Annotated in this window: 23 protein-coding genes; 7 read left to right on the forward strand and 16 right to left on the reverse strand. The window is 68.2% G+C overall.

Annotated elements, in window-relative coordinates; all coding sequences use genetic code 11:
- The coding region (locus ABI385_RS14820) for a DinB family protein (protein ID WP_348104529.1) at positions 1-438 on the forward strand (438 nt) is incomplete at its 5' end.
- Between the two features lie 103 nt (positions 439-541).
- Here the strand turns inward: ABI385_RS14820 and ABI385_RS14825 are convergent.
- From ABI385_RS14825 to ABI385_RS14850, 6 genes are all read right to left on the reverse strand, one after another.
- Positions 542-1,066, reverse strand: coding sequence for a pyridoxamine 5'-phosphate oxidase family protein (locus ABI385_RS14825; RefSeq protein WP_348104530.1), 525 nt, complete (start codon positions 1,064-1,066; stop codon positions 542-544).
- Positions 1,067-1,880: 814 nt separating this feature from the next.
- Complete coding sequence (locus tag ABI385_RS14830) at positions 1,881-3,455, reverse strand: inositol monophosphatase family protein (RefSeq protein WP_348104531.1); 1,575 nt, start codon at positions 3,453-3,455, stop codon at positions 1,881-1,883.
- Positions 3,452-4,531: an ABC transporter ATP-binding protein gene (locus ABI385_RS14835; RefSeq protein ID WP_407068286.1), complete on the reverse strand. Its 1,080-nt coding sequence runs from the start codon at positions 4,529-4,531 to the stop codon at positions 3,452-3,454. Before ABI385_RS14835 ends, ABI385_RS14830 begins: the two co-directional genes overlap by 4 nt.
- A gap of 11 nt (positions 4,532-4,542) precedes the next feature.
- Complete coding sequence (locus tag ABI385_RS14840; protein ID WP_348104532.1) at positions 4,543-5,454, reverse strand: ABC transporter permease subunit; 912 nt, start codon at positions 5,452-5,454, stop codon at positions 4,543-4,545.
- Positions 5,454-6,383: an ABC transporter permease subunit gene (locus tag ABI385_RS14845; protein WP_348104533.1), complete on the reverse strand. Its 930-nt coding sequence runs from the start codon at positions 6,381-6,383 to the stop codon at positions 5,454-5,456. Before ABI385_RS14845 ends, ABI385_RS14840 begins: the two co-directional genes overlap by 1 nt.
- Positions 6,383-7,528 (reverse strand): extracellular solute-binding protein, encoded by a 1,146-nt coding sequence (locus ABI385_RS14850; RefSeq protein ID WP_348104534.1) that lies wholly within the window; start codon positions 7,526-7,528, stop codon positions 6,383-6,385. Before ABI385_RS14850 ends, ABI385_RS14845 begins: the two co-directional genes overlap by 1 nt.
- Positions 7,529-7,734: 206 nt before the next feature.
- On the opposite strand from ABI385_RS14850, the gene ABI385_RS14855 reads away from it, so the two are divergent.
- From ABI385_RS14855 to ABI385_RS14870, 4 genes are all read left to right on the forward strand, one after another.
- A complete protein-coding gene (locus ABI385_RS14855) occupies positions 7,735-7,953 on the forward strand; it encodes a hypothetical protein (RefSeq protein ID WP_348104535.1) in 219 nt (72 codons plus the stop codon).
- 199 nt (positions 7,954-8,152) lie between these two features.
- Positions 8,153-9,013: a DUF6454 family protein gene (locus ABI385_RS14860; RefSeq protein WP_348104551.1), complete on the forward strand. Its 861-nt coding sequence runs from the start codon at positions 8,153-8,155 to the stop codon at positions 9,011-9,013.
- A 333-nt stretch (positions 9,014-9,346) separates the two neighbouring features.
- The gene (locus ABI385_RS14865; protein ID WP_348104536.1) at positions 9,347-9,469 is read left to right on the forward strand and encodes a hypothetical protein; all 123 of its coding nucleotides are present in this window, start codon (positions 9,347-9,349) and stop codon (positions 9,467-9,469) included.
- A gap of 1 nt (position 9,470) precedes the next feature.
- Entirely contained in the window at positions 9,471-9,791 is a 321-nt protein-coding gene (locus tag ABI385_RS14870) for a thiamine pyrophosphate-dependent enzyme (RefSeq protein ID WP_348104537.1), read from the forward strand.
- A gap of 245 nt (positions 9,792-10,036) precedes the next feature.
- Here the strand turns inward: ABI385_RS14870 and ABI385_RS14880 are convergent, their stop codons facing one another.
- The 5 genes from ABI385_RS14880 to ABI385_RS14900 all read right to left on the reverse strand — a co-directional run bounded on the left by ABI385_RS14880 (position 10,037) and on the right by ABI385_RS14900 (position 17,701).
- The gene (locus ABI385_RS14880) at positions 10,037-11,287 is read right to left on the reverse strand and encodes an MFS transporter (protein ID WP_348104538.1); all 1,251 of its coding nucleotides are present in this window, start codon (positions 11,285-11,287) and stop codon (positions 10,037-10,039) included.
- 29 nt (positions 11,288-11,316) lie between these two features.
- Positions 11,317-14,484 (reverse strand): bifunctional [glutamine synthetase] adenylyltransferase/[glutamine synthetase]-adenylyl-L-tyrosine phosphorylase, encoded by a 3,168-nt coding sequence (locus ABI385_RS14885; protein WP_348104539.1) that lies wholly within the window; start codon positions 14,482-14,484, stop codon positions 11,317-11,319.
- The gene (gene glnA / locus ABI385_RS14890) at positions 14,484-15,821 is read right to left on the reverse strand and encodes a type I glutamate--ammonia ligase (protein WP_348104540.1); all 1,338 of its coding nucleotides are present in this window, start codon (positions 15,819-15,821) and stop codon (positions 14,484-14,486) included. The genes ABI385_RS14885 and glnA overlap by 1 nt, the downstream gene beginning before the upstream one ends.
- Before the next feature lie 75 nt (positions 15,822-15,896).
- Positions 15,897-17,471: an NAD(P)/FAD-dependent oxidoreductase gene (locus tag ABI385_RS14895; protein ID WP_348104541.1), complete on the reverse strand. Its 1,575-nt coding sequence runs from the start codon at positions 17,469-17,471 to the stop codon at positions 15,897-15,899.
- A 71-nt stretch (positions 17,472-17,542) separates the two neighbouring features.
- Positions 17,543-17,701 carry a type II toxin-antitoxin system RelE/ParE family toxin gene (locus ABI385_RS14900; protein ID WP_348104542.1) on the reverse strand — a complete coding sequence of 53 codons (159 nt, stop codon included), beginning with the start codon at positions 17,699-17,701 and terminating at the stop codon, positions 17,543-17,545.
- 90 nt (positions 17,702-17,791) lie between these two features.
- Between ABI385_RS14900 and ABI385_RS14905 the strand changes: the two genes are divergently transcribed.
- Entirely contained in the window at positions 17,792-19,552 is a 1,761-nt protein-coding gene (locus ABI385_RS14905; RefSeq protein ID WP_348104543.1) for an NAD+ synthase, read from the forward strand.
- Here ABI385_RS14905 and ABI385_RS14910 read toward each other — a convergent pair.
- Genes ABI385_RS14910 through ABI385_RS14930 form a run of 5 tightly spaced genes read right to left on the reverse strand, consistent with a single transcriptional unit; the run spans position 19,549 to position 25,002 of the window.
- The gene (locus ABI385_RS14910; protein ID WP_348104544.1) at positions 19,549-20,937 is read right to left on the reverse strand and encodes a dipeptidase; all 1,389 of its coding nucleotides are present in this window, start codon (positions 20,935-20,937) and stop codon (positions 19,549-19,551) included. The two genes, ABI385_RS14905 and ABI385_RS14910, sit on opposite strands and share 4 nt — an antisense overlap.
- Positions 20,937-21,656, reverse strand: a complete 720-nt coding sequence (locus ABI385_RS14915) for an alpha/beta hydrolase-fold protein (protein ID WP_348104545.1) — start codon at positions 21,654-21,656, stop codon at positions 20,937-20,939. The genes ABI385_RS14910 and ABI385_RS14915 overlap by 1 nt, the downstream gene beginning before the upstream one ends.
- A gap of 21 nt (positions 21,657-21,677) precedes the next feature.
- Positions 21,678-22,865 (reverse strand): alpha/beta hydrolase-fold protein, encoded by a 1,188-nt coding sequence (locus ABI385_RS14920; RefSeq protein ID WP_348104546.1) that lies wholly within the window; start codon positions 22,863-22,865, stop codon positions 21,678-21,680.
- Positions 22,862-23,788, reverse strand: a complete 927-nt coding sequence (locus ABI385_RS14925) for a hypothetical protein (RefSeq protein ID WP_348104547.1) — start codon at positions 23,786-23,788, stop codon at positions 22,862-22,864. The genes ABI385_RS14920 and ABI385_RS14925 overlap by 4 nt, the downstream gene beginning before the upstream one ends.
- Positions 23,785-25,002, reverse strand: a complete 1,218-nt coding sequence (locus tag ABI385_RS14930) for an ATP-grasp domain-containing protein (protein WP_348104548.1) — start codon at positions 25,000-25,002, stop codon at positions 23,785-23,787. The genes ABI385_RS14925 and ABI385_RS14930 overlap by 4 nt, the downstream gene beginning before the upstream one ends.
- A 379-nt stretch (positions 25,003-25,381) precedes the next feature.
- Between ABI385_RS14930 and ABI385_RS14935 the strand changes: the two genes are divergently transcribed.
- Positions 25,382-25,906: hypothetical protein (locus tag ABI385_RS14935; RefSeq protein ID WP_348104549.1), on the forward strand; the 525-nt coding region annotated here is incomplete at its 3' end.

Here is a 25,906-nt window from a genome sequence, read left to right on the forward strand (position 1 = left end):
CGGGGTCGGATCGTCCACGCCAACCAGCTGGTTGTTGACGAGCTCGCATCCCTGACTACCGAACAGCTCCTCCACCGGCTGCGGACTCAGCTAAGGCCACAGGGGCTGGCCACCACTCTCGGGGGCCGGCTCGCGCTACTCGACGTCACCATCCATCATCAGGACATCCGACGCCCGCTGGATATGCCTCGCCAGATCCCTGCCGACCGGCTGCGATGGGTCCTGGGGGCCAGCGGGTGCAGTCCCGAACTGCCGGCGTGGCACCTCGCCCGCGGCCTGCGCCTGACCCCGACCGACCTGGACTGGACTCACGGCTCAGGACCGGAACTGACCGGACCGGCAGAATCCATACTGATGGCCATCACCGGTCGCCGAAGCGCGATCGGGGAACTGGCCGGCCCAGGGCAGCCGGTGCTGGCCGGCCGGCTCGCCCGCTGAGCCCAGCGCAGAAGCAAGCGCATGCGGGGGAAATCGCGGGTGCGTCTAACCGCCGCCAGTCGTCGTAGGCAGTTCATCCGGGGAGTGAGCGGGTGGTCAGGCGTCAGAACCGGAACCGGGTCAATCCGCCTGGCTCCGCGGATGAGACGACGGTCGCCGAGCGGGGCTGGAGCCGGTACACGTTCCAAGGCGGTGGTCCTTGAGATGGAGCGTTGAACGGTGCGGTGATCCCGGATCCGCTTGGGTCTGGCTTGGCTGGCCAGCCGCCGTCCGCCCAGGCCTTCGAAATGCGAGTCAGCGCCTCCGGCTCGGTCATCCGGACCGCGTCGCCTTCCACGACGACGTCGGCGTCCCGTACCGAGATGGCGATCGAGCACCGCGGGTCGCGTGCGAGGTTGCGGCCCTTTCGGGTGTCGTTGCCGGTTTGAAACCAGAACCGGCCATCGACCCATAAGGCGCCGACGGCGGTGACATGGGCGCTCCCGTCGTCGTTGATCGTTGCCAACCACGTCGTGCGCGCGTTGATGGCGCCGACCGGGGGCGCCGACTTCGCGTCGAGTTTGGCGACGATGGGATCCCAGTCCAGCGGCGGGAGGCCCTCGCTTGATCCAAGGTTGATGATTTCCATGTCGGCTATGACCTGTCGTTGACACAGAAGTCATCGGGGGTCATGCCGATGGGTGCCAGACGGTACGGGCGATGACTAGATCTCGCCTGACCACGAAGCATGCGATGGGACGCAGGCGCCGACCCTGGGTTGGTGTCGAAGTTGCGTCACATCGCCGCGAAAGGGCGGACCGTCGCGCGGGCCTACTACGCGCCCATACGTCCGCCCAGGTCGCTGTCAGTCGCCGACGGAAGGGACCCATTGCCGACTTTGGCGCACGAGAACTTGGGCTCATCACAGGTGTAGCGATCGCCGGCGCGGTCGACAGCGACTCGGCAACCGGCATGATGCCGGTCGATCACCCGGGTCGCCGGAGGGCTGTCCCGGCGATCGTGACTTATCGGCAGGAGGTGAGACCCATGAACGCAGTATCCACAGTGGGTGCTTCCCTGCAGTCCCCGATTGCGCAAGACATGAGGTAGTCGCCGCCGGGAGCGACCGACCGGCAATTGTCGATGGCGACTCCCATGAACACAACACCTTCAATCCACTCACGTCCAGGACCGGCCTCGATCAGACCCCGATCACCGGGACCGAGGCGCCTACCGTCCCCACGAACGGGCCTTCTTCAGCAGAGTCCTAGGAGCTGGCGACGCGAGTGCGGGTGTCGAGGTGCAGTAAGAGCGGCTCAGAGGTGAGCACGAGGTCTCGCGCGGGGGGGTTCCCTAGCTGGGTTGTGCAGAGTAGGCCGTCCGCGTGGAGAGCGGCATGAGAGCGTCCTCAGGCTATTCAACTGGGCAGCCGCGCAGCCGCCCCCGAGCCCGGCCGCGGGAATCTACCGTGTTCGATAACCGTTTCCGTCACCGCCCATCGACCTCGCGCAGGCGTCCTGCCAGAGCTCGTAGAGCGTGTCGGCCGCCTGCGGCGCTGCGGCCAGGATGCCCCCGGAGCTGGGGAACAGCGTCGGCTCGCCGGACGACGAGAGGACCATGCCACCGGCCTCCCTCACGATCAGTAGTGCGGCGAGGTGATCGACCGGGCCGAAGCTGCCGATAACCGATCCGACGCCGCGCCCGGCGGCGACCCCCACGAGAGTCATCGTGCCGGATCCCATGATCCGCGCGGTGCAGTGCCGCGCCCCGAGGGCCGCGAGCATCTCGAGCATGCCGGGCCAGACGAGGTGTCCGGCGAGCTCGGTTGAAACCACCTTGCCGCTGAGTGGATCGGCGTCCGTCTCGGCCGTGGCGATCGCCAGGGGCGCACCGTTGAGCTTCGCACCGCGGCCGCGGACCGCCTCAAAGAGTTCTCTACGCCAGGGGTCCGCCACGACCCCGACGAGCGGGGTGTCGTCGACCACGAGTGCGAGCGAGAAGGCGTTCCACGGGATGCGGTTGGCGAAGTTAGTGGTCCCGTCGACAGGGTCGAGGTACCAGCAGGGCACACCGGGCGATGCGGCGCCACCCATCTCCTCGCCGACGAAACCGTAACCGCTGAACCTCTGGCCGACCACGTCGCGAATGTGCCGCTCGACGGCGACGTCCACCTCCGTGAGGAGATCTGCCGCATTGACCTTGGTCGAGATCTGCCCGGGGTCGCTCGAGCTGGTGTAGTCGATCGCCCATTGGCCGAGTGCTCGAGCGACCGCGAGCACGGCCTCCAGATCTACCTCGCCCGGCACGGGAGACGGCGGCGTCCCGCCACTCGTCCTCTCCTCGCCGACCACCGTCTGCAACCGTTTCAGCTCATTGGTTGTCACCGTATCCACTCCCAGCTCACTGGCCCACCGCATGGTGAACTCGTCATCAACGGTCCAAACGGCGATCCTGCAACCGAGCGCGTGGATGTCCTCAACCATTACCGCGGTCATCGTCAGGAACTCGGAGTTGATGTAGTCGGGGGCGAGCTCGCGGATGTCTTCCGCCGTCGGCGGGTTCGGCTCGTCCCACGGCATCCAGATGCTCGCACTCGGATCGAGGGCGCGGATCGCCCGCATGGCTTCGAGGTCGCCGCACCAGGCGACGCTCGCGCTGCTGGCTGCTGCGACGCGGTAGGCGGCCTCCGCCGGACCCGCCCAGTCCATATCGATGAGAAGGGTCGACGTTGAGCCCTCGATCAGCTCAAGGACCTCGGCGAGCAGCGGAGGCCGATGGTCGCGATCACCGAGCAGCCTGACGGAGTCGTAGCTCGTGTCGGCAATTTGCGCCCGTATCCCCCAAAGGCGTTCGAGGGTCGGATCGTGCAGCACGACGACCCCGCCGTCGAGGGTGAGCCGCACGTCGATCTCGACGAACTGAGCACCGGCGGCGATCGCCGAACGGACTGTCGGCAACGTGTTCTCCCGGAAAAGGCTCGAATCCCCACGATGTGCGCTCGCCCCCGTGATCGGCGTGTCCTGAGGCTCCACCGTCACTTCCGCGGATCCCCGGTCCCCCCGCCATCGTCGATCAGCAGGTCGTCGCGGAAGGTCATCACTTTCGTGATGCTCGCGAATCCGGCTGATCCGAGCGCGGGAACATCGCCAGAGAGGTACGCACGCAGCAGCGCGTCCGGGCGCTGGAGGAACACCTCGTGGAAGTGGCCGCGCGGAATGACCCTCTCGACAGTCACCGGGACGCCGCCGGGCATCTGCTCCGTGCTGAAGATCACGTCCTCCGGCCGGATGCCGACGACGTCTCTGCCCGGCACGATCTTGCCATCCCTGTAACAGCCGTCGACCCGGTTCATCGTGCCGATGAAGGTCGCAACGAAGGCGGTCCTCGGGCGCTCGTAGAGTTCCGCCGGAGTGCTGTACTGCTCGATCCTGCCGGCGTTCATGACCGCGATCCTGTCGGACATGGACAGCGCCTCGTCCTGGTCATGCGTGACGATCACCATCGTGATACCGAGCCTCCGCTGAATCTCGCGGATGTCTTCACGCACCTTTACGCGCAGCTTGGCGTCGAGGTTGCTCAGCGGTTCATCCAACAGCAGGAGGTCCGGCTCCTGCACCAGTGCGCGGGCGAGCGCGACACGCTGCTGCTCTCCACCGGAGATCTGGCCGGGGCGCGATCCCCTGTGGTGAAGCAGGTTCACCATCTCGAGTACCGCGACGACACGGCTTTCGATCTCGGCCTTCGGCACCTTTCGCAGCTTGAGCGGGAACGCGACGTTCTTGAACACCGTCATGTGCGGCCAGAGCGCATAGTTCTGGAACACCATCGCGCTCGGACGCTTCTCCGCGCCGAGTTTGGTGACGTCTTTGCCGCTGACGACGATCGATCCGCTGTCCGGCGCGAGGAACCCCGCGATCATCCGCAGAGTCGTCGTCTTGCCGCAACCCGACGGGCCGAGCAGCGAAACTAGCTCACCGTCGTTGACGGAAAGTTCCAGATCGTCGATGATCGTGCGCCCGCCGAGCATCTTGTTCAGCCCGGTGATCTCGAGTCCCGCGACAGCTCGATCGGGGTTCGCAGCTTCTCGCTGCGCCGCTGCTTCAAGTGTGCTCACCGCACACCCCCTTATCTGATTTGGAAGCCCTCAGCGAGCTGGCCGCCCATGATGCGTTTGCGAGCGACCATCAGCAGGACCACCGACGGGATGGACATCAGGATCGAGAAGACGGCCGCGACCTGGTTCGGATAGTTCAACACGAGCGTGTACATCTCGGTCGGCATCGTGAAATACGTCGGGGCTCCGACGAGGTAGGTTCCCTGCGCCTCGTCGAACGCGGCGAGGAACGACATCACGACCGCGACCAGGATCCCCGGCATCGCCATCGGCAGCGTGACACTGAAGAACACGCGGAGCTTGGATGCGCCAGCATCCCTCGCCGCTTCCTCGAGGCTGCGCGGCACGGCCGCGAACGCCGCGGAGGGTATCCAGGTCATGAAGATGATCGTGCCAAGCACCTGCACGATCAGGATGCCGACGATCGTGTTCATGAGGTTGAGCGCGTAGAAGAGGGTCGCCAGGGTGGCGAAGAGGCCCATCTTGGGGAAGGCGTTCACCGCGAACAGCCCCACCAGGAACGTCTTCCTCCCCAAGAAGTCGTACCTGGCGAACGCGTACGCCGCTGGCAGGCAGATAATTGCCGAAAAGAATACGACGAGCGGGGAGAACACGAGCGAGTTCCGCACGGCGACGCCGAGGGCGGGGTCGCTGAACACCTCAGACCACCAGCGGAGTGTCCAAGAGTCCGGTGCCAGTCTCGGGTAGGTCCACGTACCGGCGAACGCATGCACCGCCAGCCAGAGCAGCGGGCCGAGGATGAACACGACCATGAAGATCACGAAGACGCCGATCAGGATCTTGCTCGTGATCCCTCCCGAACGGCCGGGTGCGACCTCCCGGACGGTTCGCGCCTTGGCCCGGTCTGGGCGAACGGCTTGCTCGGCGACCGTCAGGGGCGCAGTACTGCCCGTGCCGGGCATCAGACCCTGCCTTCTGTCTTGGCACTTCGGAAGTTCGCCCACACGTAAAACGCCGCGATGCCGGATGCCGCGACGAAGATCGCGAACGCCATCACCACAGATTGCTGCGGCTGGTTGTACGAGACGAAGTATTTGGTGAGCTCAACACCGAGCATGTTCGGCGTGTTCGCCCCGTTGAAGTAAGGCACGGTGAACGAGCCGATGACGCCGATCCCGGTGAAGGTCGTCGCGATCACGATCGGCACGAACGCCATCGGCACCATGACAGACCACGCGATGCGAATGTTGCCCGCGCCGGCGTCGCGCGCCGCCTCAATCATCGCATCGGGGATCGACTGCATACCCGAGGCGATGAGCAGCACGGCGAACGGGAGCGAGGTCCAGACCGACCCGATCACGACCGCGACGACGGTGTAGCCGAAGGTCGGCCCCTGCAGTCCGAAGGCGGCGAACAGGCTGCGGAGGAACCCGTCGGCCGCGTAGAACGTCACGATCGCCCACGATCCGATCACGACCGGGATGAACAGCGGAACGACGGCGAGTCCCGAAAGGAATGTGGCAACCCAGCCACCCTTCATCCGCAGGTAGAGGGCGACGCCCAGCGCCATAAACAGCACAACGACAGAGCTGATGATGGTCACGGAAACGGTCAGAAGCAGGTCAGCGCGGAAGGTCGACGAGGTGACCACCTCTTGGTATGCCGCCAGGGTTCCCCACCATTGCGCGGCTTCGTGGACATTCAGTCCGATCGTCGACACAACGGAGTTCAGCCCACCGGTGAAGCCGAGGGTGAACGCCAGCGCCAGCGCGATCGGAAACCCGACGAAGAACAGAATCAGCAGGATCGGCGGAAGGGCCATGAAGAAGCCGAGGGGCGAAAGCCCGGACGCCTTCCCGACGAACCGTTTCCGAGGGGAGACGGTGGTCATTACTTACCGGGGACCCGCTGTGCCCAGAGGTTGTTCAGGTCCTGCGTCATCGACGCGAAGTAGGTGAGTCGCAGGTTACCGGAATCCGTGCCCTCGAACGTCGCCTGAACCGTCGGCGGCAGCAGGTCCAGGTTGACCACCGGATAACCGGCGACCGTGGTGACCATGAGCTCCTGTGCGGGCGGCGTGAGCAGCCAGTTCGCGAGCGTGAGCGCGCCCTGCTGATGGGTCGAGGTCGTCGGGATGCCGAGGTAGGCGGCTCCACCGGTGAGCGACGGGTCGGAGATCTGCGTGTACTTGGTTGTCGCCGGCAGCTGTCCGCTCTTGATGCCGGACAGGAGCATGTCTGACCAAATCGGCGTCATGTCGATCTGGCCGCTGCCGAGCAGATCGATCGTGGCAACGTTGCCGTTCGGGTACAGGCCATTCTGGTAGATGTACGGGTTGAGGCTCGCGAGCTCCTTGAAGCCCTGGTCCCAGTCGCCTTCGAGGTCTTTCGCGTATCCGGTGACCATCTTCGTGCGGTCGGCCGCCGGAACATACTTGTCCAGAACGGTCGTGACGAACGACTGACCGGAGCCGCCGGTGCTCGGGGTGTTGTAGGTGAACTTGCCGGGATGCGCCTTGATCCAGGCGAGCAGCTCGTCCGTGGTCTTCGGCGGTGTCTTAACCGTCGCGGAGTTGTACCCGAGCAGCACGGAGGAGCCGCGATAGGGGATGCCGCCCGTGCCGCCGGCGGTCAGGGTTGTCGCAGGGACGTCCTTCAAGTTCGGGATGTTCGTTGTGGATACCGGCGTCAGGAGTCCTGCCTTGGCGGCCTGGGTGACGAAGCCAGCGTCGACGAGGTCGAAGCCCGGGTCCTTCTTCTGCTGGGTCGCACTGGTCAGCTTGGCGATGGTCTGGGTGTCGTGCTCGCCGTGGAGGTCGAGTGTGACCTTGATCGTGTAGCCCGCGTTGGCCTTTACGAAGGCGGGGATCAGGGACTTCTCCCACAGGTCCTGGATGTTGGCTCCACCGCTGATGAAGACCGTGAGTGCCTTCTCGGAGGTACTCGGCGCGGAACTACCGCTCGACGTACAGCCGGCCAGTGCCAACACTCCTACCGCGGCAACGGCGGTGACGGTGAAGCTAGGACGTGATTTCACTGCGATCCTCCTGATGATCATGTGGCACAACCCGAGTGGCTCATGGACCGTCGGGACAGCATTCCCGAGCCGTAGGAAGGTCCGGGACAGCCGTTGCTACCTCGTTACAAACTACTGACATGCGCACAAAAGCCAAGGGTGCCGGGAGGTTGTTACCAGACGTTCACCAACCTGTGCTCCGCTCGCGAACGCAGGACGAACGACAGGTGAATCAACCGGCCCAGCCCGGCAGCGCCGTCTCGGATCTTCCTGGTCCCTACAGCCATGTCCTCAGCCCCCTCACGGTTCGTGTGCTGATCGATACGGATCTGCAGCGGGTTGTCGTCCAAGAACTCGAGGTCGCCCTCGCAGAACGGGACGATGCGAAGCCGGGCGAGACCGCGCGCATGGCACCCTGCGCCTTGAAGCAGGTGCCGGGCGCGTGATGGTCGAAAATTGGCTCGACCCCCCCTGGCTCGTATACGTCTCGTGGGCCCGATCACCTTGGCTGCGAATGGCTTGCACGACTCGTGCCCGGCTCTAGCCCGTGGCGATTCAACCGATCGCGCAGCACCCCGTCACGCCTGGGCGTCCGATCGGACCCAGGTCGACTCCCGTGAAACTAGTGAGGACATGATCGTGAACATGCGGGACGATTCAGAACTGGTGGCGGCCGCGGATGCGGTCTTTCGCGACGGCCGCGCCGCACGATGGGAGCTCGTACGACGCACTCCCCTCGCATTTGCGACGCATCATCCGCAGGGGCTGGCCTTCGTCGGCGACCGCATCTTCCTCTCGTCGGTAGAGTTGCTCGAGAGTCCCGAGCGATTGCCGGGCGGGCCGGGGGCAACCGCCGGACGGGGCATCGGCCACGTCTTCGTGCTGGACGCCGAAGGCGGTCTCACGCGGGACATCATCGTCGGCGACGGCGACCGTTACCACCCGGGCGGAATCGACTTCGACGGTACTTCGGTCTGGGTGCCCGTCGCCGAGTATCGGCCGCGGAGCAGCGCACTGGTGCTCTCGATCGACCCCGGCACGCTCGCGGCGACCGAAAGACTCCGGATCGCTGACCACGTCGGGTGGATCGTCGCCGATCCGGAGAGCGGACAGCTGCACGGCGGCAGTTGGGGCTCGCGCGAGTTCTCGACCTGGGATCCCGCGGGTAACGAACTGGATCACTGGGAGAACCCGAGCACTTTCGTCGATTACCAGGACGCGCAGTACGCGGGCCACGGGCGCGTGTTCTGCAGCGGGATCGCGGCTCTCCCCACACCGTTCGAAAAGGCGGCGCGCGAGCTCGGCGGATTCGCCCTGGTCGACTTCGGCGATCGGCGGATCGTCCGCGAGATGCCGATCCCGCTGTTCAGCAGCGCACGGCACGTCGCCACTCGCAATCCGTTCGCCCTCACGGTCGATTCCGGCAAGCTGGTGATGCACGTCGCGCCGGACGACGGCACGGAAGCGGCCGGTACAGAACTCCTGAGCTATCGGGCGACGATATGAACGCCGAGTACGAGTCCAATGCCTCAGAGCGAGCCGCGCTCGAGCAGGTGCGTCCGTCCGGCACCCCTCTGATGTCGAGAGGCGGGTTCGCCGGGCCTCGAGGTGGAGGTCTTCTTGGCGGAGGTGGGCGCGGCTAGCGCGTCGCGGGTGCGGGTCCGGGAAGTGGCTGAACCGAGGCGCTGGTGTGCGGGGGTGAGCCGACCGCGCTGGATTGATGTGACGCCCCACGGTGCCCTTCCCGCATGGCCTCGGCTCGGGATCTCCCGAGCGGCGAGCTTGCTCCGGCAGTTGGCCCGTCCGTCGGTCTTGAGTCGGATCTGAGTGGTGACGGCGATGGCCAGTCGATCAGCAGCCCGCGGGGCCCGCGCCGAGCTCGAACAGGTCGCCGAGCTCCTCGGTGCGGGCGTCGCCAAGCCGCTGCTGGGCAAGGACGTGCTGTCCGACGAGCTGCCCTAACATGCGAGGCTCCCTGTCAGGCAACCTGGCCACCATGGGCCCCGGCGTCCCCAACGGCACCGGCGCGAAGTTCGGCTGCCCCGACCGGCCCGTCATCGTTTTCGCCGGCGACCGAGCCATACAGATGAGCGGCCTGGCCGAGCGCGATGGAGGGCTCGCCGAAGTTCGCCGAGTCCCAGACGCTGGCCGTCGACCGCCGACCGCCATCGACGTGCATACCGACCCCAACGTGCCACCCCATCCCCCGCACGCCACCTTCGAACAGACCAAGGACGCCGCCCAGTCGATCGTCAAGGGCGACGAGAACGCCTGGTGGTCATGAGCGGGTTCATCTCCGACATGCGCCGCGGCGGCAACGGACTGCTCCTGCGGATCTGACAGAGGCCGACGTCGTTCTTCCCGGCCGGTGCCGTCGGCCGATAGGCGTCCGCGGTGTCGAAGGTCGAGATCCCGACGTCTAGCGCGGCGCGGACACACTTCTCCGCCGTGTCGTTCTCGATCTGCAAACCGTACGGGGCGGGGTCCCCCAGCCCTGGGGGCGTCCCGGGCCTGTCGGCCGGCTCGCCGTCATTCGCGGTAGGCCGCCTGGACCGCCTCGTCGAGCACACGTCGCGGCCAGCGAGCCGCCAGCAGCACAACCGCGCCGAGGCAGATGACCGCGCACATGGTGACCGCGGCCCCGGGGGTGGCCAGCTCGGAAAACCAGCCCGCCAGTAGGTAGGAGAGGCCTGCTGCGGTCACCGACAGGGCACCCGCCAGACCAAAGATGGTGCCGCGCCGGTCGCTGGGCGTGACGAGCGTGAAGGTCGACTGCAGCGGCACCATGAACGCCTGGAGCGTGCCGCTGATGAACCAGAGCACGAACACCACGGGCGTCGACAGCCCCACGACGGTGAACAGCAGCGGAACCGGCATGGCCAACGCCAGCAGGATGATCCGGTCGTTCGAGACACGGGGCTCCCAACGGCTGACGACGACGACTCCGAGGGCCGCCCCGGCGATCGGCGCCGCCATCAGCAGACCACCCAGGCCCGCACCCCCGGCATACGGGATGGCCACCGCCTCGGGCGCTGCCACCCCGACTGCGGAGACCAGGCTGAGCAGGAGCAACCGGCTGAGGACTGGATGCCTCGCGATGTGCGCGATCGCTGCCCCGAGGTCGTCGAAGAAGCCCCGCAGCCCGGGTGAGGAGTCGCCGACCACCGGCCGGACCTTCACGACCACCAGCACGACGACCGCGGAGACGACGAAGGTGAGCAGGTCCGCCACGAGCCCACGCACCGCACCAAGGCCGGACACGATGAGCGCGCCGAGCACGAGCCCGACCGCCTGGTTGAGCTGCTCGGACAACGCCGTCATCCCCAGGGCACGGACGTAGACCCGGCGGTCGGTGAACAGGTCGGTCAGCAGCACCTGGTTGGCCGCGGCAGCCGGGCCGCCCAGCGTCTCCAGCACGAACAGCGCGACGAGTAGGGCGGCTAGGGGTGCCTCGGCCGTCACCAGCGCGATGAGGACGAGCACCATCAGCGCGCGGGACAGGTGCGAACACACCAGGACGTATTTGTATGGCAACCGGTCGGCGAGCGGTCCGAGCAGGGTCCGCCCGAAGATCGACGGCAGCAGGCTCACCGCAAGTGTGGTCGCGGTGGCGAGCGGGGAGCTGGTCCGGTCATAGACGACTGCCGCGACGGTGAGCCGGGCGATGTAGTCGCCCCAGGTAGACAGCGCCCCGGCGACGAACAGCGCAGCGAAGCCGGGGACCGCGAAGACCTCGGAGTACGGGGGCATCTGCGTCCGTGCTAGATGCCGAGCCGTCATTGCGATGACGCTACCGGGTGTCCCGACGCTCAGCGCGCCTGGTAGAAGTTCGCCTCCACGACCGCCCGGCAGCGGCGGCTCACCCGCATGTAGTCCTCTTCCAGGGTGGCCTGGGCCCCCGGACGCCGTCCAACGATCCGGCCGATCCCGTCAGCGTCCCGCAGGTCGCTCGGCACCGACGCGACCGGACGCCCCCGCCACAGCACGGCCGCGTTACGCAACGAGGCCGCCAGGCCCCACCCGACCCGCAGGCTCTGGGCTTCGCCCGGCGTGAGATACCCCCCGCGCTCGACCGCGTCGAGACCTGCCATCGTTCCGGTCACCCGCAGCGCCGGGTCGTCGTACCCGTGCTGCAGCTGCACGAGCTGGACCATCCACTCGACATCGGAGAGACCGCCCAGGCCCAGCTTGAGATGCGTACGCCGGTCTGCACCTCGCGGGAGGCGCTCCGACTCGACCCTCGCCTTCATCACCCGGATGTCGCGGACCTGGGTTGCCGTCAGCCCACCCTGGGGGTAACGGATCCGGTCGACGACCACCATGAAGTCGGCCCCCAGCTCGGGGTCGCCGCCCACGGGACGCGCCCGCAGCAGGGCCTGGAACTCCCAGGTCGCCGCCCACCTCGCGTAGTAGGACTCGTAGGACGCCAGACTGCGGACCAGCGGGCCGTTCTTGCCCTCGGGCCGCAGGTCGGTGTCGACATCGAGCTGCGCGACCAGTCCCCCAGTGCCCATCAGACGCAGCAGCTCCTGGACCACCAGGACCGCCCGCCGCTGTGTCTCGGCGTCGCCGAGGCCCTCGACCTCCCCCGTGGGCCGGTACACGAACAGCACGTCGGCGTCGGAGGCATACCCCATCTCGCGGCCGCCGAGGCTGCCCATGCCGATGGCGGCGAGCCGGGCGCCGAGCGGGGCGCCGATCTGCTCCTCGACCCGCCGGGTCGCGATGTAGAGCGCGGTGTGGAGGGTGGCTCCGGCCAGGTTCGTATTCGCGATATCGACGCCCTCGGTGCCCAGGTCCGTGTTGAGGTCGGTCATGACGATCCGCAGCAGCTCGTGGCGCCTGATGCCGTGCACAGACCCGATCGCGCCTGTCGCATCCTCTTTGCGGCTGACGGCGCTCGCCATGGTCAGCTGCAGCTGCTCCTGCGTCCGGGGCGCCAGCCCGCTGCTCTCACCGAGGATGGCGACCGACTCGGGAGCGCTGATGAGCAGGTCAGCGGCATACCGGCTCCGGGCCAGCGTGCGCGCCAGGCGCTCGGCGGAGCTGCCTTCGTCGCGCAGCATCTTGAGGTACCAGTGAATCGTGCCGAGCTCTTCGCTGACCCGACGGAACGCCAGGATGCCCGCGTCGGGGTCGGCTTCGTCCGCGAACCAGCCGAGCATGACGGGCAGCAGCGTGCGCTGGATGGCGGCTCGGCGCGAGACACCCGTTGTGAGCGCCGCAAGGTGCCGCATGGCCCCGTTGGGGTCGCGAAACCCGAGTGCTGACAAGCGTGCTCGGGCTGCCTCGGGGCTCAGTGCCGTGTCCGCGGACGTCAGCTTGGCTGCCGCGTTGAGCAAGGGTCGGTAGAACAGCCGCTCGTGGATCCGGCGGACCTCGCGCGAGCGCGACTGACGCAGCTCGACGACCTCCTTGGCCGGGTTCGCGCGCAGTCCGATCGCGCGGCCGAGGCGGCGCAGGTCGGGCTCGCTGGTCGGCATCAGATGCGTGCGGCGCAGCTTCTGCAGCTGGATGCGGTGCTCTAGAGTCCGCAACAGCCGGTATGCCTCGCCGAAAGTCGTCGCGTCCTCGCGGCCGACATACCCGCCCTCGGCTAGTGCCGACAACGCCTCGAGGGTGGTCGCCGAGCGCAGCGACTCGTCCGACCGGCCGTGCACGAGCTGGAGCAGCTGCACCGAGAACTCGACGTCACGCAGTCCTCCGCGCCCCAGCTTGAGCTGGCGTTCGGCCTCCGCGGTCGGGACGTGCGCCTCGACCCGTCGACGCATCGCCTGGACGTCCTCCACGAAGTGCTCCCGCCCGGCGGCTTCCCAGACGAACGGGGCGATGGTCCGCATGTAGGCCGTGCCGATCTCGAGGTCGCCAGCCGAGACCCAGGCCTTCAGCAGCGCCTGGAACTCCCAGGTCTTGGCCCACCGCTCGTAGTAGGCCCGGTGGCTGGTGATGGTGCGTACCAGCGGACCGTTCTTGCCCTCGGGCCGCAGCGCGGCGTCGACCGGCCAGAGTGTCCCCTCCCCCGTCGTCGCCGAACACGCCTGCATCATGCCGGTGGCGAGGCGCGTCGCGACCTGGAGGGCGCGCTCCTCGTCGATGCCTTCGGCCGGTTCGGCCACGAAGATCACGTCGACGTCGGACACGTAGTTGAGCTCACCGCCCCCGGTCTTGCCCATGCCGATGACCGCCAGCCGGCAGTCGTCGGAACCCGGCCCGAACTCGTCACGCGCGATCACCAGCGCCGCCTCCAGCGCCGCTTCCGCGAGCCAGGACAGCTGCTCGGCAGCCGCCGGAAGATAACCCACCGGGTCCGGTGAGGTGAGGTCGAGCGCGGCAATGGCCAACAGCTCGCGCCGATAAGCGATCCGCAGGGCGTCGTACGCCGGAGGGAACTTGCCGCCCGCCGGAGAGCGGTCCGTGCGGGGCCCCTTGCGCGTGCTGCCGTTGGCGTTCCCCAGTGGGGCTGTACCGGTGCCCGCCGACCCGGGTGACTCGGGTGACGCGGGTAACGTGGGCGACGCAGTCGAGCTGACCGCCTCGACGAGCCGGTCGCGCAGCCCTCGGGCGGTTGGCACCGTTGCCTCAGCGACGCAGAGCCAGTGCTCGGGGTGGCTGACCAGGTGGTCGACGAGAGCGACAGACCCGCCGAGGACTGCCACGAGACGGTTGCGGGCCGGGCCGTGGCGTCGGAGCGCGGCGAGCAGTGCACCCCCGTCCGACGTCGGTCCGGTACGCCTGGTCGCGAGTGACTCCACGACGCGAACCAGTCCGAGGAGTGCCTGGTCGGGGTCGGCGGCCTGGCTGAGCGCGTCGGGGAGGCCGTCGTGGAAGATGTCGTCTAGCGGGTCCGCGAAGCCCTTGAGCGCCTTGTCCTGTAGCAGCCGCTCCGCACGCGCGGGGTCGGCGAAACCGAGTCGGGCGAGCTGTCCCGCGGGGGTGCCCGACCGTCGTCCGCTCGCCCCCTGGACCGCTCCCGCCACTAGAGGCGAGGAAGGTATCGGTCGAGCTCGAACTGGGTCACCTGGCTACGGTAGTCCTCCCATTCCGCCAGCTTGTTACGCAAAAAGAAGTCGAACACGTGCTCCCCCAGCGTCTCGGCGACAAGCTCACTGCGCTCCATGAGCTCCAGCGCCCGTCCGAGCGAGCGGGGTAGCGGTTCGATCCCCATCGCTCGACGCTCGGCGTCGGTGAGGTTCCAGACGTCGTCCTCGGTCTCGGGCGGCAGCTCGTAGCCCTCCTCGATGCCCTTGAGCCCGGCGTTGAGCATCACGGCGAACGCGAGGTAGGGGTTGCAGGCCGCGTCCAGCAACCGGACCTCCACCCGTGTCGACTGGCCCTTGCTCGGCTTGTACATCGGGATCCGGATCATTGCGGACCGGTTGTTGTGGCCCCACGTGACGTACTCCGGAGCCTCGCCGCCGCCCCAGATCCGCTTGTAGGAGTTGACCCACTGGTTGGTGACAGCAGTGATCTCGGCCCCGTGCCGCAGTAACCCGGCGATGAACTGCCGCCCGGTCTGGCTCAGCTGGTAGGGAGCTCCGGCCTCGTGGAAGGCGTTGGCGTCGCCCTCGAACAGGCTCAGGTGGGTATGCATCCCCGATCCGGGGTAGTCCACGAAGGGTTTCGGCATGAACGTCGCGTAGATCCCCTGCTCGAGGGCAACCTCCTTGACCACCGTCTTGAAGGTCATGATGTTGTCGGCGGTGCTGAGTGCGTCGGCATACCGCAGGTCGATCTCGTTCTGGCCCGGCGCACCCTCGTGGTGGCTGAACTCCACGGAGATCCCCATCGCTTCGAGCATGGTGATCGTGGCCCTGCGGAAGTCGTGGCCGGTGCCGTGCGGGACGTGGTCGAAGTAGCCCGCATCGTCGACCGGCTTGGGTCGCTTGCCCCGTTTTGGCTTCTTGCTGAGCAGGAAGAACTCGATCTCGGGGTGGGTGTAGAAGGTGAACCCCAGCTCACCCGCCCGCCAGAGCGCCCGGCGCAGGACCTGTCTCGGGTCAGCGAAGCTGGCCGACCCGTCGGGCATCGACAGGTCGCAGAACATCCGCGCGGTGCCCGGGCTGTCCCCCCGCCACGGGAGAACCTGGAAGGTCGACGGGTCCGGTTTGGCCAGCATGTCGGCCTCGAAGACACGAGCGAACCCCTCGATCGCCGAGCCGTCGAACCCGATGCCCTCCGAAAAGGCCGACTCGAGCTCGGCGGGGGCGATCGCGACCGACTTCAAGGTGCCGAGGACGTCGGTGAACCAGAGCCGGACGAAGCGGATGTCGCGCTCCTCGATGGTGCGGAGCACGAACTCTTGCTGGCGGTCCATGTGACGATCCTGCCGCACCGAGGTTTCGGGGCTGTTACACCGCGCGCAATGCGCCACCTCAGGCGGTGAACCGGGTCAGTCGAGCACGGAGCGCGCGCTGTGGTGACCTGGTATGCCGGACACCCCGCCACCGCGACGCGCACCCGCGCCGCTCAGCGTCACCGCCGGGTGGGCTGTCTCGACCCCCCAGGTGCCCACCTCCGCGGGCTCCTCGGCCCACGGCCACTGCAGGGGCCGGTGGAAGATGTTGCCGCCGGGTAGGCCGAGATCCCGTTCGAGGTCGCGCGGGGTCCGTACCTCTATGCAGGGGTCCCCGTTCGCGTCGGTGACCAGCACGTCGGCCAACGACTCTGCGAGCACCGAGTCGAGCGCGTGCAGCGCAGCCTCCAGCGCCTCCGCCCGGCGGGCGGCGTGGTCGTCGTCGGTCAGGTGCTCGAATAGCCGGGCCGGGGTGTGCAGCCCGAAGAGCGTCAGGGTCTGGGCGTCGGAGCCGGCCAGCGCCGGTCCGAGGATCGAACGGTCCGACAACGTGTGGCAGTAGACCTCGCAGGGCAGCGGGTCCGGCAGCCGGCCCGACTCGGCACCGGCGTAGGCAGCCCGCAGCTCCGTGAGTGTCTCCCGGACGTGGAAGGTCCCGGCGAATGCAGTGCCCGGCGCGACCCCGTCGTCGCGCAGCCGTGGCAGGCGACGCAGCAGCATGTTCACCTTGAGCTGGGACCCTTCGGGCCGCGGGCCGGCCGAGACCGGCGCCGACCCTGCGGCGGCGAGGAGCTCGTCCAGGACGGCCGGGGCAACTCCCGCGTGCACATGGCCGCGAGTCGTGTGACCGTGACCGTCCCGACGCCAGACCACCTCGCCGTCACCCGAGACGGAGGACACGTCGACCCCGGGAACGATCTCGGCTCCCGCGTCGGTCGCCGCGCGGGCCAGCGCGTCGGTGACCGCGCCCATCCCCCCGACCGGCACGTCCCAGTCGCCTGTGCCCCTGCCGACCAGATGGTAGAGGAAGCAGATGTTGGCCGCGAGGTCCGGGCCGTCGACGTCGGCGAAGGTGCCGATCAGCCCGTCGGTGGCGACGACTCCCCGGACCAGGTCGTCCGAGAAGGTGGCGCGCAGCAGCTCGCCCAGCGGCGCCGTGGTGAGGGCAGCCCACAGCTCGTCGTCAGCGGCCGTCGCCCGCATCGCTTCCGCGTCGACCAGCGGCTCGAGAAAGGTGGGCCAGACCCGCCCGGCGATCTCGCCCATACGAGCATAGAACCGTTGCCACGCATCGAAATCGGCGTCACCACCGGTGACCCGGCGGAACGACGCACGGGTCGCCTCGAGGTCACCGGTGTCGACGAGCAGGCCGGTGGTGGGTTCGACCGGGTTCGGGGTGTACGAGGAGACGCGACGGCGCACGAGGCGCAGGTCGAGGTCGAGGTCCTCGACGATGCGGCGGGGCAACAGCGAGACGAGGTAGGAGTAGCGGGACACACGAGCGTCGACCCCCGGGAACGGCCGCTCCGACACAGCCGCGCCTCCGGTGTGGTCCCGTCGCTCAAGGACGAGGACGCGCCGACCGGCTCGAGCCAGGTATGCCGCCGCCGTCAGGCCGTTGTGCCCGGCCCCGACGACGATGTCGTCGTATGTCGAGGTCCCGTCCGCCATGGCACGGATCGTGCCACGCTCCGCGCCCTCGAACGTACGGAGGCGTGGTCAGCGAGACGCCATCCTCGCCGCTACTGGTCGTAGACGTCGCGTCGATGCCCAAGCCTCACGACGACCACCACAAGCACGTCGTCCCCGAACGTGTAGATGATCCGGTAGTCGCCGACCCGGACACGCCGACCCGGTCGACCTTGGAGGGCACGCGCACCCGGCGGGCGCGGAGCGTACAAGGGGTGTTAGGCGAGACCCGGTATGCATCGATGCGGGGCTGTCTCGCACGCCGCCGGACGCGCGTCAACCGCCGCAACTAGTCTCGACACATGGCGCAGCTGCGACTCGCGATGGCTCAGGTCAACCCGGTCGTCGGCGACCTGCCCGGCAATGCCCGGATCGTCCGCAGCCGGGTCCGGGAGGCGGCCGAGGCGGGAGCGCACCTGGTGGCCTTCCCGGAGATGGTCCTGACGGGGTACCCGGTCGAAGACCTGGCGCTGCGCGCCTCGTTCGTGGAGGCGTCGCGGGCGGCGTTGGCCGGGCTGGCGGCCGATCTTGCGGCTGACGGACGCGGCGACCTGCCCGTCGTGGTCGGCTACCTCGACCGCGCCTCTGACGGGGCGAACGACGACGACCCGACGGGTACTCTCCCGCAGAACTGCGCGGCGGTGCTGCACGGCGGACGCGTCGTCGGGCGCTACGCCAAGCACCACCTGCCGAACTACGGGGTGTTCGACGAATACCGGATCTTCGCCCCAGGTGACACGCTGACCGTGGTCCGCGTGCACGGCGTCGACGTCGCCATCGCGATCTGTGAGGACCTCTGGCAGGAGGGCGGGCCGGTCGCGCAGACCCGGGCTGCGGGCGCCGAGCTGCTGCTCGTGATCAACGGATCGCCCTACGAGCGGGACAAGGACGACACTCGCCTGGAGCTGGTCCGTCGACGGGCAGCGGAGGCCGACTGCGCCCTCGCCTACCTCAACATGGTCGGTGGTCAGGACGAGCTGGTCTTCGACGGCGACTCGATGGTCGTCGCATCTGACGGGGTGGTGCTCGCTCGCGGACCGCAGTTCGTCGAGAGCCTCGTCGTGGTCGACCTCGACCTCGAACCCTCGACGGTGTGCGTCCAGGACCTGCCGCCAGATGTCGTCCACACGGTGGTGTCCGAGGACGAGGTCGAGGCATACGAGCCGGTCGACCCGCCGATGTACCCGCGCCTCGACCCAGTCGAGGAGGTTTGGCGCGCCGTGGGTCTCGGCCTGCACGACTATGTCCGCAAGAACGGGTTCCGCCAGGTGCTGCTCGGTGTCTCGGGCGGGATCGACTCCACGGTGGTCGCGACGATCGCCGCGGACGTCCTCGGTGGCGACAGCGTCGTGGCGATCAGCAACCCGAGCCGCTACTCCTCCGAAGGCAGCAAGGACGACGCTTTCGAGCTGGCGAAGAACCTCGGCCTGCACTACCGCGTTGTCCCGATCCAGCCGATGGTCGACCCGTTCCTCGAGGCGCTGGGCCTGACGGGTGTCGCCGAGGAGAACCTGCAGGCCCGGGTCCGCGGGGTGATCTGGATGGGTGTCTCGAACCAGGAGGGGCCGCTCGTTCTCGCGAACTCCAACAAGAGTGAAGTCTCCGTTGGCTATTCGACGATCTACGGAGACAGCGTCGGCGGGTTCGCGCCCATCAAAGACGTGCCCAAGACGCTCGTCTGGGAGCTCGCGAAGTGGCGCAACCGGTATGCCGTCGCCCGGGGTGAGATGCCGCCCATCCCCGAGTCGACCATCACCAAGCCACCCTCGGCCGAGCTGCGGCCAGGGCAGACCGACCAGGACTCGCTGCCCGAGTACGACGTCCTCGACGCGATTCTCGCTGGTTACGTCGGCGTCGCACACGGGCGGGAACGGCTGATCGCCGACGGGTTCGACCCGGCGACAGTGGACCACGTGATCGAGCTGGTCGACCGTGCCGAGTGGAAGCGGCGGCAGTTCGCGCCGGGCCCCAAGATCTCGCCGCTGGCGTTCGGCAAGGACCGCCGCCTGCCGATCACCAGCCGCTGGCGCGAGCAGGACGACACGCGCACCAGGTCGACCTAGGACCGCGATCCGAGCGCACGCAGGAACAGCGCCTCGGCGAACGCGGTTCGACGCAGCTCGTCGGGACTGACACTCTCGTCCGGAGCGTGGATGCGACAGGCCGGCTCCTCGACCCCGATGAGCAGGATCTCGGCGTCGGGGTGCGCCTCGCTCAGTGCGGTGCACAGTGGGATGGCCCCACCCTGACCGGTCTCCACCATCGGTGAACCAAACGCCTCCTCCATCGCGACACCGAGCGCGGCGAAGGCGGGACCGTCTGTGCGGGCGGCGAACGGCTGACCCAGCGTTTTTGGCTCCACGGTGATGTGGGTCCCCCAGGGGACGGCAGACTCAAGGTGAGCAACCAGGAGCTGTTGCGCCGCAGCAGCATCGACGCCCGGGGGGACTCGTAGGTTGACCAGGGCCCGGGCCTCCGGCTGGATCGACGCGGACGCCCCCTGCACCGATGGCGCGTCGATGGCCAGGATCGTGGCGACCGGCCGTGCCCACAAAGAGTCGGCGATCGAACCCGTCCCCAGCAACCCGACACCCTCGAGAACCCCTGCGTCAGAACGGAACCGTTCAGCAGGGTATGCAGCACCAGTCCAGCTGCCGCTCGCGTCCAGACCGCTCACGACGGTGTTACCGGCATCGTCCCGCAGGGTTGCAAGGACGTGGACCAGTGCGGCCAGCGCATCGGGCGCCGGACCCCCCATCGCCCCGGAGTGGACGGGCCCCTGCAGGGTGCGGACCGTGACCAGCACGCTGCCGGTGCCGCGCAGGCTGGTCGTGACCGTCGGCATACCGGCCTCGACATTGCCCGAGTCGGCCACGACCACGACGTCGGCCACGAAGGTCCCCGGGTCGCTCCCGACCAGGGCGACCAGGCCCCCGGTCGACATCTCCTCGGAACCCTCGCAGACGATGGTGAGCGCGACGGGCCAGTCTCCGCCGCCGCCCATCGACCCATTCGTCGCACCGAGGGCGCGCAGTGCGGTGAGGTGCATGACGAGGTTGCCCTTGCAGTCGGCGGCACCCCGGGCATACCAGCGACCCTCCCGCTCGGTGAGGGTCCACGGGTCGGATCCCCATGCGTCGAGGTTGCCGACGGGCTGCACGTCGTAGTGGGAGTAGAGCAGGACGCGTGGCGCGCCTGGCGGACCCTCCGTGCGCCCGACCACGGCGATGCTGCCGTCGACGGTCTCGAGCAGCCTGACGTCACCGATCCCCAGCTCTCGCAGCAGGTCAGCAACGTGCTCGGCCGCGGACCTACACTCGGAGACGGCCTCGACCTCGGCGCCGGCGACGCTGCGGAAGGCCACCAGCCGGGCCAGGTCCGCACGGGCCTGCGGCATGAGTGTGTCGACGGCGTGCTCAAGGTCGGCGTGGTCGGCGTTCTCGGGCATCAGAGCAGCTGGCGAACGTAGGTCGGCAACATCTGCCACCACGTCGGCCAGTCGTGGTCGTACTCCGGACCCCAGATGTCGACGCGGTTGGGAACGCCCCTGCTGCCCAGCATGTCTCCGACTTCCCATGACTGTCCGGGGTCCTCCCAGCGCCCGTCCCCCGAGGCAAGGATGACCATCCGCTGACGCAACGCGTCCAGCTGAGCCCCCTCCATCCCCGGCACGAAGTGCAGCGGCGAGGAGAAGTAGAGGTCGTCGTTGCACCCGCCCAGGAACTTCTCCAGGCGGTAGGAACCGCTCATGCAGATGGCCGCCCGGAACAGGTGCGGGTAGCGGCATACACAAGCCAACGCGTTGAACGCGCCGATCGACGATCCCGCCGCGATGATCTCGTGCCCCCCGGTGTCGGCCTGGATGGCCGGCACGACCTCTGACGCGATCGCGTCGTGGTACTGGTTGAGCAGCCACATCCGATGCTCGGGCGACCCCTCGTGCGTGGCCAGTGCGCGGCCCGCGGTGCTGTCGACGGAGTAGACCTTGATCGCTCCGCCGTCGACGAGATCCGCCAGGTGGCCGAGCAGGTGATGACGTTCGATCTCTTCGGCGTCACCTCCCGCAGTCGGGAACACCAGCACCGGTGTGCCGTAATGACCCCAGCGGGCCAGGGTGAGCTCGCGCTGGGTGCGGGGCGAGTGCCAGCGCTCGACGAGCTTGTTCACGGGGTCCCTTGTCTCTCGGTGCTACTCGTAGACGAACTTCTGCTCGCCGGGGAAGATCCAGGTCAACGCGTCCCGCAGGCGGTCCCGCCAGTTCTCCCAGTTGTGACCGTCGCGGGCCTCGACGTAGCGCACCTCCATACCGGTGTCCCTGAACGTCGACACCATCGAACGGTTCGGGGTGATGAGTGGTTCGTAGATGCCGCAGGTCTGGTAGATCCGCTCTGCCACCGGGCGAGGGCGGGCCCGGTAGGCGTTGACGAACTTGACCACCGGGTCGAAGACCGGCCCGCCACCATGCTCTGCCCCGATGTCGGTGAACACGAAGGACCCCGACTCGAGCAGCAAGGAGCCGAAGACCTGGGGATACCGCACGGCCGTCGAGAGCGACGCGACTCCCCCGAAGCTCGAGCCCATCAGGCATCGACCACTTGCCCGGTCGATCAGGGGCAACCGCTCCGTCAGGAACGGGACCAGCTCGCGAGCGACGAAACGGGCGTGCGGGGCGTGGTTCGCGTACTCGACCAGCCGGTTGCCTGGCGGGACGAACGCCGCCACCAGCGGCGCCACCTCGCCGCGATGGATCAGGTTGTCGAGGACCGTCTTGGCCGACGCATAGTTGAGGTAGTCCTCGCCGTCGTGGCAGATGAGCAGCGGGTAGCGGGAGACGGCCCGGAACCGCGCAGGTAGGTAGAGCTGCATACCCTGCTCGCGTCGGAGTGCTTTGCTGCGCAACGAGACCCATTCGAGCGACCCCGGCCGCGCCTCCCGGTCGTGGAGGCTCCACGTCGGCACGACGTAACCGGATGCGGCGGCGACCGAGCTCGACCCGAACGGACCATGCGCCAGACGTGGGTTGAGCGGGTCGTTGACGTACTCCTCACGCACTCCACCGCGCACGATGTCGAAGTGGTACTCCACCCGCGAGCCCTCGGGCAGCTCGATCGTTGCGTACCAGAGGTCGGTGTCGGGGAGCCGGCGCAACGAGACAGGGTCCGGTAGGCCGACGACCCGGTGGCGGACCAACACCTCGTCGGCGTCGCCGCGCCAGAGGAACGTCGCGAACCGGCCCTCGATGATCGGCGCAGTGTGGCGGGCGATGAAGCGCTCGACGGCTCCGGCATCGGACGAGCCCAACCGGTCGCGCAGCCGGTTGATCGCCAGCTTATGGGTCTGGCCGCTGGAGGGTGCCGTGGTGGTCGAAGAGGTCACGCGGCCTCCGCCACGACGTGCAGGCTTCCGTCGAGCGCAATGACGCGTGCCCCGGGCGGCAAGGTGCCGTCCACACCGATCAGGACCTTTGCGCCGTCGTCCAACAACAGACAGGTGGACCCCTCGAACCGCCGCGCCAGAACCTGGTTGCGGACACGGTCCTCCAGGCGCAAGCGACGGCGCGCGTGCGGGAGCGCGACGACATGGTCGACCCGAGCGACTCCGCGGTCCCACACCTCGGCACCGAACGCCCCCTGAGCGAGGTCGTTGAACAGTACGACTGTCCGGGTCATCGCCATGGCGCCGGCGGACCACGCGACGACCGGCAGGTCGTCGGGCGGCCGAACGTCGAAGAACTGCATCGAGCGCAGCAGGTAGCCGACGTGTCCTCCGGCGACGGCGAGCACGCTGCACCCGGCCAGCTCCTCGGCTACCTCTGCGCGGTACTGGGCGTAGAGCTCGCTGCGGTCGAGGACACCGGTCGCGTAGGCCTCGCCATAGAGCATGCGCACCTCGTCGAGGAACCAGGTGTCCAGACGGCGCACGGCCGCGACTGCGTCCGAGACACCGGCTGCGACGACGTCGGACCGGCCGGTGCGGCGACGCACGGCATACACCGCGTCGAGCGCGTGGTGCAGACGCACGGCATACACCCCAGCGAGGTCGTCGACCGCGTCCCGGAGCGCAAGTGCGGCGACTCCGACTGAGTCGTCGCGTTCGATCACCTTGGTCATCCGGCTGAGCAACCTGAGGTTGCGGCTTCGGCCGTCGAGCACGCCGTCGAGCTCCGCATCGTCGAGCTCGCGGTCCTGCCAGCCGGCAGTGATGGTGGCCACCGGACCCTCGACGTCGAGGCTGCGTACGACGGCTCCGGCCGTGGTCAGGAATCGCTGCGGACCGAGCAGAAACGTGGGGGCGTTCATCCGGCGTGCACGTGCACGGTGCGGCCCACGTCGTCCAGCATCGCTCGGGCGGTGTCGTAGTCGGGGTGCTTCACCCTGATGTAGGCGTTCGCCATATAGCCAGCCTCCACCGCCTGCGTGGGCGTACCCGGGTCCGGGAGATGGGCGTCGATGATCCACTCGTCGTAGCGACCGCGGACTTCGTCCAGGCCGCTGTAGCCAATGATCATCCCGTCCGCCTCCGGTCGCAGGGCCACGATCCCGGCGGACCAGCGACGGGAGAGCGCCCGGTCGGGGGTGCCGTGGGCCATGACGTGCGCCCACTCCCGGTACACGTCGACGTCGTTTGCGGCCGAGTAGAGGTCCCAGGCGCCGACGCCCGGTGGGCGGCAGCCGATCTCGGAGAACCGCAGCCCTTTCGGTCCGTGGAACCACTCCATGTGAGTGGCCGAGGTCTCGATGCCGAGAGCCTGGATGACGCGGGCGCCCAGCTCTCGGACCTCGCCGTAGAGCGACGACTGGTCGATCCGGTTGGTGGTGACGAACTGCGGCGAGATCCAGCGGTGGCGCATCGCCTCGAGGACGTTGGGGTAGTAGTGCGTGACCCAGTCGTGGACCACGTGGCCGCCCAGCGCGATCGTGTCGTAGAAGCCCTCGTGGCCCTCGACGAACTCCTCCACCGCGATCGAGCCAGCCCCTGCAAACGACTGCAGCGCCTGCTCCAGCTCGGGGTCGTTGTCGACGCGTACGGTCCCCTGGGCGCCCGCACCGGCACGCGGCTTGAGGATGAGGGGATAGCCGACCCCCCGGGCGAAGTCGCGGGCCTGCTCGGTGGTGTCGACCGCCGCCGAGGCCGCAGTGGGCACGCCGGCGTTTCGCAACGCCTCCTTCATCGACGGCTTGTCCCGGCAGAGCCAGGTCGTGCGCACCGAGGTGCCCGGTATGCCGCGCCACTCCCGGACGCGGGCGGCAGCCATCTGGTGCGACTCGATCGTGGACTCGAGCCGGTCCACCCACATCTGCTCCTGCGCCCACCGGACCGCCGCGTCAAGCTGGTGCTCGTCGGTGACGTTCGACACCTGGTAGTAGGCGACCATCTGAGCGCGTAGCTCGTCGCCAAGCGCCCAGTCCGGCGACTCGCCGACGCCGATCACGTTGGCCCCGACACCGGCAAGCGCAGCGACGAAGCGGCGCTGGTTGTTCGGGAACGCCGGTTCGACGAAGACGATGTTCACGCAGGTGAGACTAGTGCGAGTGGGCTACCCAGGTCGTCGAGTGGGCCATGCCGACCCCCCCGGAATGGGGAGTGACTTGACCTGCACCTGTGCGTTCTTGACCAATTCTTGGTGAAACGACCCGGTTGCACTGCACCCTGAGGCACCGTGTCCCTTGGCGCCAGTTCTGAGCGGACAGCGTGCAGATGCCGATCAGGAGTCACTACATATTTGGGGGAAAAACGTCATGCGTTTGGACGTTCGCGAAAACGGCCGGTCGAAGCTCTCGCTGCCAGTGCGGGTCTCGGCGGGCACCGTCGCTTTGGGGGCCGTCGGCGCTCTGCTGCTCGGCATCGGTTCGACCGGTTCTGCAGAGGCATCTACGACGGTAGGTGGCTGCGTGACCAGCAGCAATGGCTTCACGTTCGACTGCGCCACCGGCGTTCTGTCCTGGAACAACACCGTCACGATCACCCAGGGTGGCAACCAGGCCAAGCTGTTCGACGCGTCCACGTCCAAGCAGACCCGGATCGCGCTGATGACCCTGCCCCTCGGCACCGGTCCCGGTTCGGTGACGCTGGCGTCGCCGTCCGCCGTGCCGTGCCTCTACCAGTGGGACGTGGCTGCTGCGAAGGTGACCGGGGGGGCCACGAAAACCGAGGGCACCACCACGACCCCTGCCGCCAACGGGCACTTCAACGCCGGTGCGCGGGGGAGCAAGCCGAGCTGCGGGACAACGCCGCCCCCCACGACGACCACCACCACGACACCGCCCCCCACCACGACGGCCCCGCCGACCACCACCACGACGGCCCCGCCGACCACCACCACGACACGGCCCCCCACCACGACGGCCCCGCCGACCACCACCACGACACGGCCCCCCACCACGACGGCCCCGCCGACCACCACCACGACGGCCCCG

Source organism: Lapillicoccus sp. (assembly GCF_039935575.1).
Classification (GTDB): Bacteria; Actinomycetota; Actinomycetes; order Actinomycetales; family Dermatophilaceae; genus Lapillicoccus.